This window comes from Xanthomonas vasicola, from assembly GCF_000772705.2.
In the GTDB taxonomy this organism is placed as follows: domain Bacteria; phylum Pseudomonadota; class Gammaproteobacteria; order Xanthomonadales; family Xanthomonadaceae; genus Xanthomonas; species Xanthomonas vasicola.
In genome coordinates this window covers 18,126-34,193 of sequence record NZ_JSBW02000026.1, presented here as the reverse complement: position 1 = coordinate 34,193, position 16,068 = coordinate 18,126, and the positions used below count along the sequence as shown (strand labels likewise).

General features: G+C 61.1%; 15 protein-coding genes and 2 pseudogenes. 7 read left to right on the top strand and 10 right to left on the bottom strand.

What is annotated here, in order from left to right:
• Positions 1–21 precede the first annotated feature (21 nt).
• The gene (locus NX05_RS05330; protein ID WP_039437020.1) at positions 22–495 is read right to left on the bottom strand and encodes an SRPBCC domain-containing protein; all 474 of its coding nucleotides are present in this window, start codon (positions 493–495) and stop codon (positions 22–24) included.
• A gap of 169 nt (positions 496–664) precedes the next feature.
• Between NX05_RS05330 and NX05_RS05325 the strand changes: the two genes are divergently transcribed.
• Positions 665–1,459, top strand: a complete 795-nt coding sequence (locus tag NX05_RS05325) for an EcsC family protein (protein ID WP_039437023.1) — start codon at positions 665–667, stop codon at positions 1,457–1,459.
• A 114-nt stretch (positions 1,460–1,573) separates the two neighbouring features.
• Here NX05_RS05325 and NX05_RS21850 read toward each other — a convergent pair whose 3' ends face one another.
• On the bottom strand, positions 1,574–1,843 hold the full coding sequence (locus NX05_RS21850; protein ID WP_080764479.1) for a hypothetical protein: 270 nt from the start codon (positions 1,841–1,843) through the stop codon (positions 1,574–1,576).
• A gap of 278 nt (positions 1,844–2,121) precedes the next feature.
• On the opposite strand from NX05_RS21850, the gene NX05_RS05320 reads away from it, so the two are divergent.
• Positions 2,122–2,769, top strand: a complete 648-nt coding sequence (locus NX05_RS05320) for a DUF938 domain-containing protein (RefSeq protein ID WP_039437027.1) — start codon at positions 2,122–2,124, stop codon at positions 2,767–2,769.
• 362 nt (positions 2,770–3,131) lie between these two features.
• Here NX05_RS05320 and NX05_RS24735 read toward each other — a convergent pair.
• From NX05_RS24735 to NX05_RS05290, 6 genes and pseudogenes are all read right to left on the bottom strand, one after another.
• Positions 3,132–3,590: pseudogene (locus NX05_RS24735) on the bottom strand (PmbA/TldA family metallopeptidase); the annotation flags it as partial.
• Positions 3,591–3,941: 351 nt separating this feature from the next.
• On the bottom strand, positions 3,942–4,331 hold the full coding sequence (locus NX05_RS05305; RefSeq protein WP_039437033.1) for a hypothetical protein: 390 nt from the start codon (positions 4,329–4,331) through the stop codon (positions 3,942–3,944).
• Between the two features lie 325 nt (positions 4,332–4,656).
• Positions 4,657–5,667, bottom strand: coding sequence for a class 1 fructose-bisphosphatase (locus tag NX05_RS05300; RefSeq protein ID WP_039437036.1), 1,011 nt, complete (start codon positions 5,665–5,667; stop codon positions 4,657–4,659).
• Between the two features lie 417 nt (positions 5,668–6,084).
• Positions 6,085–7,071 (bottom strand): hypothetical protein, encoded by a 987-nt coding sequence (locus NX05_RS05295; protein ID WP_249027775.1) that lies wholly within the window; start codon positions 7,069–7,071, stop codon positions 6,085–6,087.
• A 4-nt stretch (positions 7,072–7,075) separates the two neighbouring features.
• Entirely contained in the window at positions 7,076–7,867 is a 792-nt protein-coding gene (locus tag NX05_RS21845) for a hypothetical protein (RefSeq protein WP_080764478.1), read from the bottom strand.
• 179 nt (positions 7,868–8,046) lie between these two features.
• A complete protein-coding gene (locus tag NX05_RS05290; protein ID WP_010367069.1) occupies positions 8,047–9,249 on the bottom strand; it encodes an amino acid aminotransferase in 1,203 nt (400 codons plus the stop codon).
• A gap of 155 nt (positions 9,250–9,404) precedes the next feature.
• Between NX05_RS05290 and NX05_RS05285 the strand changes: the two genes are divergently transcribed.
• The 3 genes and pseudogenes from NX05_RS05285 (at position 9,405) to NX05_RS24725 (ending at position 12,662) form a co-directional block, all read left to right on the top strand.
• Entirely contained in the window at positions 9,405–11,543 is a 2,139-nt protein-coding gene (locus NX05_RS05285; RefSeq protein ID WP_039437041.1) for a TonB-dependent receptor family protein, read from the top strand.
• Positions 11,544–11,767: 224 nt separating this feature from the next.
• Positions 11,768–12,061, top strand: a pseudogene (locus NX05_RS24730) (hypothetical protein); the annotation flags it as partial.
• Between the two features lie 304 nt (positions 12,062–12,365).
• Positions 12,366–12,662, top strand: coding sequence for a hypothetical protein (locus NX05_RS24725; protein ID WP_039437044.1), 297 nt, complete (start codon positions 12,366–12,368; stop codon positions 12,660–12,662).
• 418 nt (positions 12,663–13,080) lie between these two features.
• On the opposite strand, the gene NX05_RS05275 is transcribed toward NX05_RS24725, so the two are convergent.
• On the bottom strand, positions 13,081–13,260 hold the full coding sequence (locus tag NX05_RS05275; protein WP_026112262.1) for a hypothetical protein: 180 nt from the start codon (positions 13,258–13,260) through the stop codon (positions 13,081–13,083).
• A 151-nt stretch (positions 13,261–13,411) separates the two neighbouring features.
• On the opposite strand from NX05_RS05275, the gene NX05_RS05270 reads away from it, so the two are divergent.
• On the top strand, positions 13,412–13,810 hold the full coding sequence (locus NX05_RS05270; protein WP_010379762.1) for a hypothetical protein: 399 nt from the start codon (positions 13,412–13,414) through the stop codon (positions 13,808–13,810).
• The gene (gene ku, locus NX05_RS05265) at positions 13,810–14,766 is read left to right on the top strand and encodes a non-homologous end joining protein Ku (protein WP_039437045.1); all 957 of its coding nucleotides are present in this window, start codon (positions 13,810–13,812) and stop codon (positions 14,764–14,766) included. Before NX05_RS05270 ends, ku begins: the two co-directional genes overlap by 1 nt.
• A gap of 100 nt (positions 14,767–14,866) precedes the next feature.
• On the opposite strand, the gene lldD is transcribed toward ku, so the two are convergent.
• Positions 14,867–16,033, bottom strand: a complete 1,167-nt coding sequence (gene lldD / locus NX05_RS05260) for an FMN-dependent L-lactate dehydrogenase LldD (protein ID WP_039437047.1) — start codon at positions 16,031–16,033, stop codon at positions 14,867–14,869.
• Between the last annotated feature and the right edge of the window lie 35 nt (positions 16,034–16,068).

The following is a 16,068-nucleotide window of genomic DNA, read 5'->3' as shown; positions in this document are numbered from 1 at the left end:
TGAAGCTCGCCGCTGCCGCCTTCAGCGCGCGCTGTGCGCATGCTGCTCCAGCAACTCGGGCATGCGTATATCGGCCGACGGCGCACCCTCGCCGGTTTCCACATAGCGTTTGAGGCTGCTGCCCAGAAAGAAGCGCCAACCACGCGCGCAGGCCTCCTTGCACGGCGAATCGCGGTAGCCGGACTGCACGAAATCGATCTGTGTGCCCTGGCTGGTGGGGCGCAGCTCGAAACGCATCACGGTGCCTTTCCAGGCGTCGGTATCGAGCATGTTGGAATCGTGGCAGCGCCAGCACACCAGTTGGTGATCGGCGCCTTCATCGATACTCAGTTCTACCCGCCAGCCTTGCCGGCTCCAATCCAGGCGCACCAGATCGTCGGCCAGGCTTACTTCGCGTGTCCACCAATACGCAAGCCGGCGGGGCTCGGACAATGCGGCAGCCACCACTTCGGGTGCGGCAGCAATGACGATGCTGTGGCGGATCTCGCGATTCATCTGGTGAGCATTCGCTGCCTGGACGCCGATGATCCAGTATTTTAACAGCCAATAGCGCTGCAGGCCCAGCAGTGTTCAGTTCGCTTGTGCGGCGCTCACATCGCGCTGGGTACCATCGCTCAAGTCCCAACCATGATGAGCAGGCATGACAACGCTTCCGATACCGGTGATGGACGCTGCCGCGCAGCGCGATTTGGCAACCGCCCACGCCTTGCTGGAAAACCCCGGCGTTGCGGCGCAATTGGCCAATGCGCTGGGTGCCCCGATCGAGAGTCTGATTACCAAGCGGCTCCCCAAGATGGTGACCCGCAGCATCGATGGCGTGACCCGCCGCGCGCTGCAGGTCGCAATGAAATCGGCGCTACTGAGTCTGCGTGGCAAGACCGATGCGCAGCAGCCTGCATCCACCGCGCGGCACACGCTGGCCGTGGCAGTGGCCGGCGGTGCAGGTGGCTTTTTCGGCCTGCCGGGCTTGATGGTGGAGCTGCCGGTGACCACCACGGTGATGCTGCGCTCCATCGCCGATATCGCCCGTGCAGAAGGCGAATCGCTGCACGAGCCGGAAACCGCGCTGGCCTGCCTGGAAGTGCTGGCACATGGCGGCCGCAGTGCCAGCGACGATGGCGCCGAATCGGGCTATTTCGCAGTCCGTGCGGCGATGGCGCAGCAACTGAGCGCTGCGGCCAGCTATGTGGCCGCGCACGGCTTCGCCAGCAAGGGCGCGCCAGCGCTGGTCTCGCTGGTGTCGCGCGTCGCGGCGAAGTTTTCGGTGAATGTGGGCGAAAAACTGGCCGTGCAGGCAGTGCCGCTGGTCGGCGCGGTCAGTGGCGCCACGCTCAATACCGTGTTCATGCGCCACTTTCAGGCCATGGCGCGCGGGCATTTCATCGTGCGCCGGCTAGAGCGTCGCTTTGGCGAAGATGCGGTACGGCGTGCGTATGAGGCATTGCAGGGGCCGCGTTGAGTGTGCGGCCGTCAGTTGCACTTCAACGCGTGGGTATAACGCGGCGCCATCACCGCTTCAGCTACACGCCCGACGGTGCCGGGCGCCAGCCGATGTTGAAATGTCTGGTGCGCGTCAGGGCGTGTCTCTGCAGGCCCAAAATGCAGTGACATTCTGCCAATTGCCGGTCTGGGATGCCACGGGAGCAACCACGCGGGTGAGCGCCATCGACCTGGTTCCTGGGAAATTGCTGCGGCAAGCGTTCCAGCCCGCCTGCCATAGGTATTTGAAGACGGCCTGGTTGGAGGGCGCGGAGGTGCCGGAGGTTGCTCTATCCTGCACGTTACCGGAAACCTTGACGTTACCGATCACTGCCGCGCTGGCAGGTGAAATCAAGTTGGCCATTGCGGTAGCGGCGAGTGCGCAGAGAACTAGGGTCTTTCGAACGTTACGTCGATTGCTGGTAGACATGGTCAAGTCCATTGCATTGGGTGGAAGGCGTATCGAAGCTAGCGTTATTTCTGCAGCGCGCGCGCTGTGGGCTTCGCAAAGCCGGCGACCGCTGCGTGGGCGGCCGCCGATGCCAGGCGATACCGCACGCCTACAATGGCGGCGCTGTCGCCATGCTATGGCCTTGAAGGCCGCTCGGCGGCAGTGCACACGAATCGCCCACGAGGTCATGCATGTCCAAGCCCTTCTCCCCCGCATCCGCGCGCAACCGCGATCCGATCCTGCACTTGCTGCTCCGCCATTTCGCCGACCGGCAGCACGTGCTGGAAATCGGCGCAGGCACCGGGCAGCATGCAGTGCATTTCGCTGAGGCGATGCCGTGGTTGCAGTGGCAGGCCAGCGACCATCCGCAGCACTTGCCCGGTATACGGACGTGGCTGGACGAGGCGGCGCTTCCGAACACGCCACCGCCTGTTCCATTGCAGGCCGCGTTGACGCCCGCCCCCGGGCTTGCACCACCGCCCAGCTTGCCGGTGCTGCGTAACGGCCAGCGCGGCTTCGATGCGATCTACAGCGCCAATACCTTGCACATCATGGGCTGGCCGCAGGCGCAGGCCTTGTTTGCCGGCTTGCCGGCGATAATGACGGCCGATGCGGTGCTGGCGATCTACGGACCATTCAACCGCAACGGGCAATTCACCAGCGAGAGCAATCGTGACTTCGACGCGATGCTGCGCGAGCGCGACCCCGCATCGGGTATTCGCGATGCCGAAGCAGTGGATGCGTTGGCTGCATCGGTGGGATTGCAGCTGATCGACGACGTGGCATTGCCGGCGAAAAATTATTGCCGGGTGTGGCGGCGTATGACGGCCACGAGTTGAATCACCGGCTTGCCGAGCGCAGCCGATGGAGAAGCAGCTGTCGATCATGCGACGGCATGTAGCGTGTTCCTGCAGATAAACGCAGATTTGTCGGGTCAATGCCGGTGTGCAAAGAGTTGCGAGCGTTGCAGGAACCGGTAACGGCCTTGTGGCCGCGTGTGGTGTCCATGGAATGACAAGCCGACGCGTCTGCTGCAATTTCCAACGCGCGTGTTGAGATGCGATGCGGGAACGACGCCATCGTCAGGAGTGCCTGCTCTGGACCAACCCGCGATGCACATAGCCATGCGTTGCGTTGCCACGGCAGATTATTTCGTCCAGGAAAACGCCATCTGCAACCTTGCCTTGCGGAACTCGTTCACGTTCTTCTTGATCGGCGTCTTCCAGCTGACCTGCCTGGCCGGCGTCACCGGCGCCAATTGCACCGGCGCGCCGTCCAACCGCGCATTTGCTTTGGCAATGGCCACCGCCTGCAGCGTGGCGGTGCCCACGCCATCGCTGGTCAGCGTGTTGGTGGCCGCACAACCCCATGCGCCATCGGCCAGCACACGTACACCCACGCCGCTGGATTCGGCATTGACCACGTTCTCCACCTGCGCCTCGCGCGTGATCACGAACTGACGCTAATAGCGCCCCACCCGCACATTGCAATAGCTGGCAGCTGCGGCCTTGGCGGTGGTGAGCGCGCTATCGGCCAGGCGCCGGTTGCGCGCGGCATCGGCCGGGGTGAGCAATTGGTCGGCTGCGATCAAGCGTGTGTGCGGCAGCAATAAGCCGGCGGCACCGATGCCGGACAAGGTGAGGAAGGTACGACGGTCCACGTGCGGTCTCTCCAATCGATGCGTGCAGCGCGAGAGGCGACGAGCGTTACCGCGCATACCGTGTGGTCAGTGCCGCTCGTTTTGATCCAGAAAATTTCTCGCCCTGCAAACCGTAATTAGGCTTGTAATAAGCGAACGCGAGCACGCGTGACTGGCGCGCATGTTGGTGCCCCGATGTCTACCAAGCTTTGGTCCGGCTGCAGAGACAGTTGCGCTTTAGCAGGGCGTGCGCTCTCTGAAGTGGGCAAGAAAACTCGGATGACACCCACGGATCACTTCGCTGCAAACGTCCGCATGCGCACTACCTGACAGTGTCCGCTTGAATGCTGAAGCCGGCACCTCAGCACAGTCTCAGTGCGTTGCGCTACGCCGGCGCCTCTGATCCAACAAATAGCCGAGTGCGCCGCCCACTGCGGTCGGCAGCAACGCGTATATTGGAATGAAGATCAGCGCCAACGCCGACTGCGCATCGGCGCGCAAATCCAGCGTGGCATGCGCCCAGGCGAGTGCGCCGAAACCGATCAGGCACGGCACCAACAATGCAATCGGCCGCCGGTACAAGAAGCTGATGCCGAGCAGCGCGCCCAAGGCAATCGCGTTGAACCCAACCAACAGCAGCCAACCGCCTGCGCCGGTATCCGTATATTGCTGCAGCCACTCCAGCCCAAATGGCAAGCGTGCTGCATACGGCAACACCACGCCGGTGAGCACGAGCAGAAAGCGAGCACTCGCTAACGTCATACTCAGTTACGCCAATTGTCGGCAAAAAGAAGACGCAGTATCCGATGCAGTGCGACAGCGCTGCCAGTATCGTTGGTCAAGTTGAGCTGTTAGCGATGAAAGTCGTTTGCAGCAACGATTGCAGTGGCCAGCGTGCAGGCCTGCCCGCACGGAGGTAGTCACTATATTCGGACGCTGCATTTCCAAGGCTGGTCCAGCGATGGAGTTGTCAGCCCCCGCCGCTTAATCGGCAACGCAGTCAGCCGGTGCCATAAACCAAGACACCCGCACTAGGCGGGTGTCTTGGTGGAATCGAGCTTGCGTACTGCTAGAGCTGCAACTGCTGTTACGCCTTATCCGCATCCAAGTGATACCGCGTTGCTTCGGCCACTTCGTTCATCGAACCCAGGAACACTGGCACGCGCTGGTGCAGCTGTGTCGGTTGGATGTCGAGAATGCGTTCGCGTCCGGTGGTGGCGGCGCCGCCGGCTTGTTCCACCAGCATGCTCATCGGGTTGGCTTCGTACATCAGGCGCAGCTTGCCGGGCTTGGATGCGTCCCTCTTGTCCCAAGGGTAGATGAAGATGCCGCCGCGGGTGAGGATGCGGTGCACGTCGGCCACCATGCTTGCGATCCAGCGCATGTTGAACTCCTTGCCGCGCGTGCCGTCCTTGCCGGCCAGCAGGTCGCCGACATACGCCTGCATCGCAGGTTCCCAGTGGCGCTGGTTGGACATGTTGATGGCGTATTCGGCAGTGTCTTCGGGCACGCGCATGTTGGCCTGAGTCAGCAGGAAGCTGCCTTCTTCGCGCTCCAGCGTGAAGGCGTGGGTGCCGTGGCCCAGCGTGAGCACCAGCATGGTGCTGGGGCCGTAGATGCAGTAGCCGGCGGCCACCTGTTGGGTGCCCGGCTGCAGGAAGTGCTCGTCGCCCGGCTTTTCGGTGCCCTTGGGCGCGCGCAAGACCGAGAAAATCGTGCCCACCGACACGTTGACGTCGATGTTGGAACTGCCGTCCAAGGGATCGAACAACAACAGGAAATCGCCGCTGGGATATTGGTCGGGCACCGGTTGGCTGTGGTCCATTTCTTCGGACGCGCACGCGGCCAGATGGCCGCCCCAGGCATTGGCTTCGAGCAGGATGTCGTTGCTGAGCACATCGAGCTTTTTCTGCGCCTCGCCCTGCACGTTGCCGGTGCCGGCATCGCCGAGCACACCGCCCAGGGCGCCCTTGCTCACGGCGATGGAGATGCGCTTGCAGGCGCGCGAGACGATGGTGATCAGCTGGCGCAATTCCGCATCGATACGGCCGGCGTGTTGCTCTTCGATCAGGAAGCGGGTCAGCGAGGGGCGAGTCATGAAAGATGTCTGTCTTTGAGTCTGTGGCTTTGAGTATAGCGAACCGGAAATAGAGCGTTATGAGGACGACAATCCATGACGTAGCATAGGCGATGTAGGCTAAAAAAATGAGGCACGTTGACCGTCACTCCGACACTGAAAAACTTGGATCATTAATACGGAAATTTCGCGTAAGAAATACTTGCATTAAAAAATAGTTTTGTTTGCCGACAAAAATGGCAATTACTAAAATCGTAACGGCCGAGATCATTTCAAAGTGCCGTAGCCTACCTTTCTCTTGAAGGCTTATCAATGCGATGGAAAAAATTGAGAAGAAAATAGGTAAAAAATAATAGCTATTAAGTTGTTTGAACTGCGTGGCCCACAGTGAGGCAAGAGAAAGTAGCACTGCTATGATGCAGAGACTATGATTATTCCTCAATGTCGGTTCTCCTGATCGTCGCAGTCCTCGGCCTGGGCAGAACTCAGCGTACCATCCTCGAGCGTGGACATAAAAAGTTTTTCATAATTCAATGGTTTGGTCCAGCGGCGCTGCAGATCACTTGCCATGATTGCGGAGGAGCGGATCGACGCTGCACTCAAACTGGATTCCATCGCTTTGATGGATGTCAATGCAAGGCCCCTGACGCGTTCCTCCGCTATAGAATGGATTGGTGTCCGGGACGGAGCATCTTCAAGATAGTAGAAGATTGCCAGGGACTTGGTAGGGTCCTTCTTGACGACTTGAGATAGCTTTGGCCCAGCCGGCGTGGGGCCACTTTCATAAGCATGGGCCAAGGCAAGCACTGCATTGACATCACCTTGGTCTGCTAGCTTCCATGCAAAACCTTCTGCTGATTGAGAATATGCCTGAAAGGCTGTTCGGTATTCTGCGGCATCCGAAATACCCAAAAAAGCAGATCCACTGATGTAGCCCCTAATTGCATTGAGGTTGCCTTTCTGTGCGGCGTCCTTCCATTTATCGATGGCGTCGTTGGAATTTATCGATATGCCAGCGCAGTAATCGGATCGCGAGCGAAGTGCTTCAAAGTAGCCGGCCGCACCCTGATTTTTCGACTCAATCATTGCTACTACGTCGTCATATTGACGCAGCAGCAGCAGACACTTCTCATAAATGACTGCCACATGGCATGCTGCCGTAGCATCACCCCGTTTGGAGCGCATCTCCATATCGCTCAGATACATCCTGGCGGGAACACCGCTAACGGGAGCATTGCCGTCATATGCGCTTGGTAACTTCAGCTCTGATCGTACGTCAAGAATTTGATGAGGGTGCTCTATCGATTTTTGTTCAGGAGGTTTTTTTTTTGAGTCGCAGAACAGAAAAAAAAGAAAGACAGCAGTAGTGCCCGATAAAAAAAGCAGAGGCCTCCAAGACCCTGCTGAGTTCTTCGAAAATCTCATGAAATTAATAAGCAACTATATGGCAGATGACGCCGTCCTTTGTGCTTGTGCAGATTATGCCAGTTCTCGTTCCCGATCCCGTAGGTTGCGAGAAGCTGATGCCATTTCGAATTGCCCAGTTGTAGAACTTATCCATATTTTCTTGACTGTTAGTGAAATCATAAGTGCGTATGCTACCCTCGCCGCCTGAAAATTCAGATTTCTTTGTCGGCACTATGTTGCCGCTAGAGTCGCGCTGGCTGTCCTTCGCGCGGTTCCACGACTTTGTCTGACTATCAAATGTATACGTTGCAGTGCTCTTATCGTCAAAAACAAACTTAACGGTCAAATTGACCCCGCCTGGATTGAAGCCAGGAAGGAGGGAAAGGGGGTTTAAAACTTTCGCAGCGTCCCCTGCCCTTTGAAAAAAGTCAGCCTTGGAATTCTCGATTGCGCTCACTACCTGCTGTTCGCGCGACGGGTTGTCTATGACATCGTAGATAGAAGTTGGGCGATTTGAATCAGCCAGACCTACAGAACTACTAGTTAGCATTCTTTCGCCATATGCATCAGATAGAGTACTAACAAATCCAAAAATCTGCGGCTCTACAGCGCCTGCGCTGACGTTCTGAACAATAGTTTCACCGTCTGCTTCATAATTCCAACTATAAATTCCCTTTAGAACAGACTTGGATTGAGGGTTTGCAACATAAGCGGGTTGGCGGGCATTTCTATAGTTCCCACTTTCGAAAATCAGTATGTTCCATATCATGGATCTCATTTCTGCTTCCGTACAACCATCGCAGGTCTTAGTCATTGCCATCGCAGGGGATGCGATGAAAAGAACAGATAGAAATAATGATGTTCTGAATCGCATTTTCGTTTCCTTACGCTAGTTTTTTGATACTTAATGAGTACTGTGCTGAGGTCAAGTCAGATTTTGGTGAAAATCTGGGGAAGAAAACTGCATCAAAACGTGTCAGGAAAGTCTGGCACTCACACCCGGCTGACAGTCGCCACAGCCTGGGCCACGTAGTCCAGGTTGCGCTGGCTCAGTGCAGCCACGCAGATGCGCCCCGTACCGACGGCGTAGATCGCGAACTCGTCGCGCAGGCGGTCTACCTGGGTCTTGGTCAGGCCCGAGTAAGAGAACATGCCGGCCTGGCGTTGGATGAAGTCGAACTCCGGGGCGCCCAGCGTGGCGAGTTTTTCCACCAGCCCTGCGCGTAAGGAATGGATGCGCTCGCGCATTTCGGTCAGTTCCTGCTCCCACAGATCGCGCAGCTCCGGGCTGGTCAGCACGCCGGCCACCAAGGCGGCGCCGTGCGTGGACGGGCTGGAGTAGATGGTGCGGATGATGCGCTTGACCTGCGACTGCACCGCCTTGGCTTCGGCGGCGGTGGCCGAGACCACCGACAGCGCGCCCACGCGCTCGCCGTACAGCGAGAACGACTTGGAGTAGGAGCTGGCGACCACGTAGCTGTCGATGCCTTCGGCAGCCAGCAGACGCACCGCATACGCGTCGGCTTCGATGCCCTTGTCGAAGCCCTGGTAGGCGATGTCGACGAACGGGAACAGGTTGCGTTCCTTCAACAGGCCGGCCACCTGCTTCCACTGCTCTTTGCTCAGGTCGGCGCCGGTCGGGTTGTGGCAGCAGGCGTGCAGCAGCACCACGGTGCCCGGTTCGAGCTTGGCCAGATCGGCGAGCATGCCGTCGAAGTTCAGGCCATGGCTGGCGGCATCGAAATAGGTGTAATCCACAACCTCGAAGCCGGCCGCGCCGAACACCGCGCGATGGTTTTCCCAGCTGGGGTTGCTGATGGCGATGGTGGAGGTAGGCAGCAGCTTCTTGAGCAGGTCCGCACCGACGCGCAACGCGCCGCTGCCGCCGACGGTCTGCGAGGTCGCCACGCGGCCGGAGGTCACCAGCGCAGAGTCGGCGCCAAACAGCAGCTCCTGGGTGGCCTTGTCGTACGCGGCCAGGCCGTCGATGGGCAGGTAACCGCGCGGTTTGGCGTCCTGCGCGAGCTGCTGCTCGATCTTGTGCACGGCGCGCAACAGCGGGATGCGCCCGTTTTCGTCGTAATAAATGCCCACGCCCAGGTTGACCTTGTTGGGGCGGCTGTCGGCGTTGTAGGCCTCGGTCAGGCCCAGGATGGGGTCGCCTGGAACCTGTTCCACGTTTGCAAAGAAGGACACGGCATGACTCGCTGAAGGACGAAAGAGTGAGGGACTTCCGGGGAATGGCCGCTGCTGGGCCAAACCACTTCATCGTAGCAGCCCATGGCCGGCGTAGCATGCTTCGTTCCGTACGCAACAATGCGCGCGCAGTACGGATGAGGGACACTACGCCCATGCCCAGACTCACCTTGTTGGCCGCCGCCTGCGGCCTGTTCGCTATGAGCGCCACGCCGCTCGTCCTGGCCGCCGATCCGGCGCCGCCCGCCTCCACACCGATCCAGCGCTTGCCTGCCGTGCAGGTGGACGCTGCGCGCGTGCGCGGGGTGGAGGATTTCGATCTGCCGGCCTCGTTCACCGCGGTGTCTGCCGACGACGACAACCGCCGCGGCGCGCAGGTCTCCGAGTTGCTGGACGGCATCCCCGGCTTGGTGGCGCGCGACCGCCAGAACTACGCGCAGGACACCCAGCTGTCGATTCGCGGCTTCGGCGCGCGCTCCACCTTCGGCGTGCGCGGCGTGCGGCTGCTGGTCGATGGCATTCCGGCCAGCATGCCCGACGGCCAGGGCCAGCTGTCGCACTTCAACGTGCTGGGCGCCGAGCGGGTGGAGGTGCTGCGCGGGCCGTTTTCGGCGTTGTACGGCAATTCCTCCGGCGGCGTGCTGCAGTTGTGGAGCGCCGACGGCGCCCCAAACGACCCGTGGCGGCTGCGCGCTACCTATGGCAGCAACGCGACCGTCAACGTCGGCGCGCAATTGCTCGGCCAGCAGGGCGCGGTGCATTACAACCTGGCCGCCAATCATTTCGAAACCGACGGCTTCCGCGACCATAGCCGCGCCAAGCGCGACTCGGTCAATGCCAAGCTCGGTTTCGATCTGGCTGAGGGCCGCCGGCTGGACCTGGTGCTCAATTATCTGGATGCACCCGATGCACAAGATCCGCTCGGCCTGACCCGCGCGCAGTTCAATGCCAACCCGGCGCAGGCCACATCGGTGGCCACCCAGTTCAATACCCGCAAGTCGGTGCGCCAATCGCAGGCCGGCGCCATCTTCACCCAGCAATTCGACAACCAGACGTTGCGCTTGATGGCCTATGGCGGCCAGCGCAGCGTGGAGCAGTTCCTGGCGATTCCGGTCGCGGTGCAGCGCAACCCGCTGCATTCGGGCGGGGTGATCGATCTGGACAGCAATTACGAAGGCGCCGACGCGCGCTGGGCTTGGCAGGGCGAGGCGCTGGGCCGGCCCTTGCAGCTCACCGTCGGCACCAATGTCGACCGCCAGCGCCAGCACCGCACCGGTTACGAAAACTTTGTCGGCGACACACTCGGCGTCAAGGGCGCATTGCGCCGCAACCAGCGCGACCAGGTCGAGAACGTGGACCAGTTCGCGCAGCTGTGGTGGCAGTGGAGCGAGCCCTGGTCGGCGCTGCTGGGCGTGCGCCATAGTGAAGTGCGTTTCGAGTCGGACGACCACTACATTGTGGGCCGCAATCCCGACGACAGCGGCCAGCGCGATTATTCGGCGACCACGCCGGTGGTCGGCATCGTGTTCCGCGCCGACGAGGATCTACGCTTTTACGCCTCGGTTGGACGCGGTTTCGAAACGCCCACCTTCAACGAACTCGGTTACCGCAGCGATGGCGGCGCCGGCCTGGCGCTGGACCTGGGCGCGGCGACGAGCCGCAACTATGAAGTCGGCAGCAAGTGGCGTGCACAAAGCGGCGCGGCGATGGAATTTGCGTTGTTCCGCGCTGACACCGACGACGAACTGGCAGTGGCCAGCAACACCAATGGGCGCAGCACGTATCGCAATATCGGCGCGACGCGGCGCCAGGGCGCAGAGCTCAGCTGGCAGCAACCGATCGGCGCCACGCAGCAGCTGCAGCTGGCCTATACCTTCGTCGACGCCACCGTACGCGATGGCTACCTCACCTGTGCCAGCAGCGGCTGCGCCACGCCCACCGCAGTGGTGGCCAGCGGATCGCGCCTGCCCGGCGTGCCGCGTCAGCAGCTGTTTGCGCGTTGGCTATGGCAGCCGGGGCAGTGGCAATTCGCCGCCGAATCGGTGGCCTCCGGCGCCACCGTGGTCAACGACCTGGCCACGGAGCGTGCACCCGGCTACGCGCTGGTCAATCTGGAAGCCTCGCGGCGCTGGACCACCACGCTCGGTGCATTGCGCACCTTCGCACGCATCGACAATGTGCTGGACCGGCAGTACGTGGGCTCGGTCATCGTCAACGACGGCAACGTCCGCTATGACGAACCCGGCCCGGACCGCACCTATACCGTGGGGCTGCAGTGGGATTTTGGCGGGTGAGCGTGTGGCGGCTGGGCGTTTGCAAAACGCGCATGTCGCTTGGTGAAAATTGTCTCGCAACTCATCAGGCAAGCGTTTTTTGCGATTCAAACGACGAGCGCGATTTGCTTACATTATTGATGCGCCCTCGGGCGCTATAAAGTGCCGTGGATAACGCGCATGTCTTCATCCGGCGGCGATAAGCGGCATGTAGTGTCTCTCCATCCACACGCCAGGCCACACCCATGGTCGTTGTCGATGACGCCCCAGCAGATTGGTTTCTCTTGCGCGATGACGATCGCGATTGGCTGGATATCAACTGCTCGATCTCAGCCGCCGGCTTCTCGATTCTGCTGGTATTGAACACAACCGAGCGTGCCGCCGTGCTGGCAGACCCACATGCTGCGTGCGCAACGTTAGCGGCCCAAGTTCAAGCCCGGCCACACGATTACGCCGCACGCGATAGCAGCGCGGCAGACGGCACCCGTGTGCTTGCGGCGGTACGCCAATGGCGTGCGGCAGGAAGTACGGCGGCCGGAACGACGGCAACGTCCGCTATGACGAACCCGGCCCGGACCGCACCTATACCGTGGGGCTGCAGTGGGATTTTGGCGGGTGAGCGTGTGGCGGCTGGGCGTTTGCAAAACGCGCATGTCGCTTGGTGAAAATTGTCTCGCAACTCATCAGGCAAGCGTTTTTTGCGATTCAAACGACGAGCGCGATTTGCTTACATTATTGATGCGCCCTCGGGCGCTATAAAGTGCCGTGGATAACGCGCATGTCTTCATCCGGCGGCGATAAGCGGCATGTAGTGTCTCTCCATCCACACGCCAGGCCACACCCATGGTCGTTGTCGATGACGCCCCAGCAGATTGGTTTCTCTTGCGCGATGACGATCGCGATTGGCTGGATATCAACTGCTCGATCTCAGCCGCCGGCTTCTCGATTCTGCTGGTATTGAACACAACCGAGCGTGCCGCCGTGCTGGCAGACCCACATGCTGCGTGCGCAACGTTAGCGGCCCAAGTTCAAGCCCGGCCACACGATTACGCCGCACGCGATAGCAGCGCGGCAGACGGCACCCGTGTGCTTGCGGCGGTACGCCAATGGCGTGCGGCAGGAAGTACGGCGGCCGGCTAGTGCGCTATTGCGCGAGGCAAACGGTGATCGGCTGTGGAGCTAATCGCTGGATTGCCGCCGAGCGCTCCGACGTCGCTCTGCACTTGCCGGACGTCATGCTGATCGCGTCTAAGCAAATCAGCAGTGCGGCCAGATGTTGTCGAAGCGGAATGCTAGCCTCTGACACTCAGTCAAGGCATGGAGCGCGGTGATGATGGCTTGGAAACGAACGGTCGTTGTGGTGGCGATGGCAGCCAGTCTGCTGGTGTGCCACGCAGCCTGGGCAGACCACGTGGACATGCGCATCGTGCGCGATTATCTGGCCGGGCGTGAGCAAAGCGCACTTAGATCAGCAGCACCTGCTACGCAGCGACCTGACACCAGCCGGTTCGTCCTTCAACAACACGCTCCCAACAAGATACTTGCCAACCACATGCATTCAGTCGTCTGTCGCCGTTGACGGCGCGGTGCCTGGCTTCTTTGCCGGCGTCTGGCCATCGGCAGGAATCAGGCGCCCCGGTGCATCGCCGGCACCACGATCTTCATAGTGTTCGGCGTCGCGCTTGCCGTGCTGCTCGCCTGGTTGGGTGGGCTGGTCGCGTAAGGGGTCGCGGGACATGGCGTACTCCTGAAACAAGATGGAGTGGCAGTTCACCGCGCCTGCGGTGAAGAGCATGCAAATCGCAGAATGTGTGCGAATTTCTCACGCATGGCTCACGGCAGCGGCGTTACTGATGTCAGCCCCCCATGCCGCACCGTGGAGCCGCTCCATGCGCCCCGAGGATCGTCGTCCCGACCGTCGTCTGCTCAGCGCCCTTGTCGAGCCCGCTCCGCCCACACGCGCGCATCGCAAATCGCGCGTGCCGGATACCGCTGGCGTGCCGCAGGATTTCCACTGCTACAGCCTGGCCGACTACCAGCGCCGCCGTCGGCGGGGTGGGCCAACCTGGCGCGATTTATCGCCGGCCTATGCATTCGCACGTATCACTCACGCCGCCGATTGGCCGCGCGGCGCCGATGCCAATTGCGAGCAGGCCCTGGCCGCGCAGTGGGACAGCATGCGTGGCGCATCGCGACTGGACTGGCCGCAGGTGCGCGACATTGTCGAGGACGCCTGGCTGGCGTTGGACCACATTCCCGAAGCAGCGATCCATGGAGCAGCGCACTGATGGCACGACCGATCTGGACCGGAACCCTTTCCTTCGGTTTGCTTAATGTGCCGGTAGCGTTGATGTCGGGCGAGCGCAAGGTGGATCTGCATTTCCGCATGCTCGATTCACGTGACAAAAAGCCGATCCGCTTCGAGCGCGTCAATGCCGACACCGGCGACGAGGTGCCGTGGAAGGAGATCGTTAAGGCATTCGAATACGACAAGGGCAGCTACGTCATTGTCGAAGAGCAGGACATCCGCTCGGCCTCGCCGGAAAGCCATGAAACGGTGGAGGTGGAAACCTTTGTCGATGCGGCCGATATCGACCCGCGTTATTTCGAAAAGCCCTACATTCTGGTGCCTGGGAAAAAAGCCGAGAAAGGCTACGTGCTGCTGCGCGAAACCTTGCGCGATACCGGCAAGGTGGGGATCGCCAAAGTGGTCATCCGCACCCGCGAATATCTGGCGGCGGTGATGCCGCAGGGCGATGCCTTGATCCTGCTACTGCTGCGTTACCAACAGGAGGTGGTGGACCCGCAGGACTACAAGCTGCCGGCCGGCGCGGTGGGTGAGTACCGCATCACGCCCAAGGAACAGGAGATGGCCAAGCAGCTGATCGAGTCGATGTCTGGCACGTGGCAGCCGGAGGATTACCACGACGAATTCCGCGGCAAGCTGGAAAAGATTTTACGCAAGCGTATTCAGGATAAGGGTGGCACGACCACGGCGGATGTGGAGCCGCCTCAGCACGAAGATGCCACCACCAATGTGGTGGATTTCATGTCGTTGCTGCAGAAGAGCCTGCAAGCGAATACGCGCACACCGGCCAAGAAGAACAGCGCCGACACGGCAGGCGCACCTGCAAAAAAGACCGCGGCCAAGAAGGCGGCAAAAAAAGCTGTCAAGAAGACCGCGAGCAAGGCGACCAAGAAGACCGCCACCAAGACGGCGGCGCCAAGGCGCAAGGCAGGGTAGGCAGGCTCGCAGAACGGACTGCATGCGTGGCATGCCCGCATATCGGCGCGCGCTTCACCGCCACTCACAGCAGTCGATTGCGCGCTACGTTTTAGCGGCCTTAAGGCGAGATCGCATCGGCCCGCTCGCGCGTCACCCGGCTCAATGCGTCGGCACTGATCTCAGCGATGGAATGCGTCCCGGTCAGCGTCATCGCCACGCGCATTTCCTTTTCGATCAGGGTCAGCAGGTTTTCCACGCCGGCCTGCCCGGCGGCCGCCAACGCGTAGACGAACGCGCGGCCCAGCAGCACCGCATCGGCACCCAGTGCGAGCATGCGCACCACATCCAGCCCGCTGCGGATGCCCGAATCGGCCAGAATCTTCAGCTCGCCCTTCACTGCATCGGCAATCGCCGGCAAGGCGCGCGCGCTGGACAGCACGCCGTCGAGCTGACGGCCGCCGTGGTTGGAGACCACGATGCCGTCGGCGCCGAAACGCACCGCATCGCGCGCGTCCTCTGGGTCCAGGATGCCCTTGATTACCATCGGCCCGGTCCAGAACTCGCGGATCCATTCCAGATCTTTCCAGGCAATGGACGGGTCAAAGTTGGCGCCCAGCCAGCCGATGTAATCCTGCAGGCCGGTGGGGCTGCCCCGATAGGCAGAAATATTGCCTAAATCATGCGGTTTGCCGAGCAGGCCCACATCCCACGCCCAGCGCGGATGCGTCACCGCCTGCAGCATGCGCCGCAGCGAGGCATTGGGCCCGCTCATGCCCGAATGCGCATCGCGGTAACGCGCGCCCGGTGTGGGCATGTCCACGGTGAACACCAGCGTGGTCACGCCCGCCGCCCTGGCGCGCTCCAGCGCATTGCGCATGAAGCCGCGGTCCTTGAGCACATACAGTTGGAACCACATCGGCCGCTCGATCGCCGGCGCCACTTCTTCGATCGGGCACACCGACACCGTGGACAGGGTGAACGGAATGCCGCGCGCGGCCGCCGCACGCGCGGCCTGCACTTCGCCGCGGCGTGCATACATGCCGGTGAGGCCGACCGGCGCCAATGCCACCGGCATCGCCAAGGTTTCGCCGAACAGCTCGGTGCTCAGGCGCAGATCCGACATATTGCGCAGCACCCGCTGGCGCAGCGCGATATCGGCCAGATCCGAGACATTGCGCCGCAAGGTGTGCTCGGCATACGCGCCGCCATCGATGTAATGGAACAGGAAGGGCGGCAAGCGTGCTTCGGCGGCGGCGCGGTAGTCGGAAGCGGCGGAAATGATCATCGAAGACGGGACGGCAGCGGCGGGGAGCGGCCGAG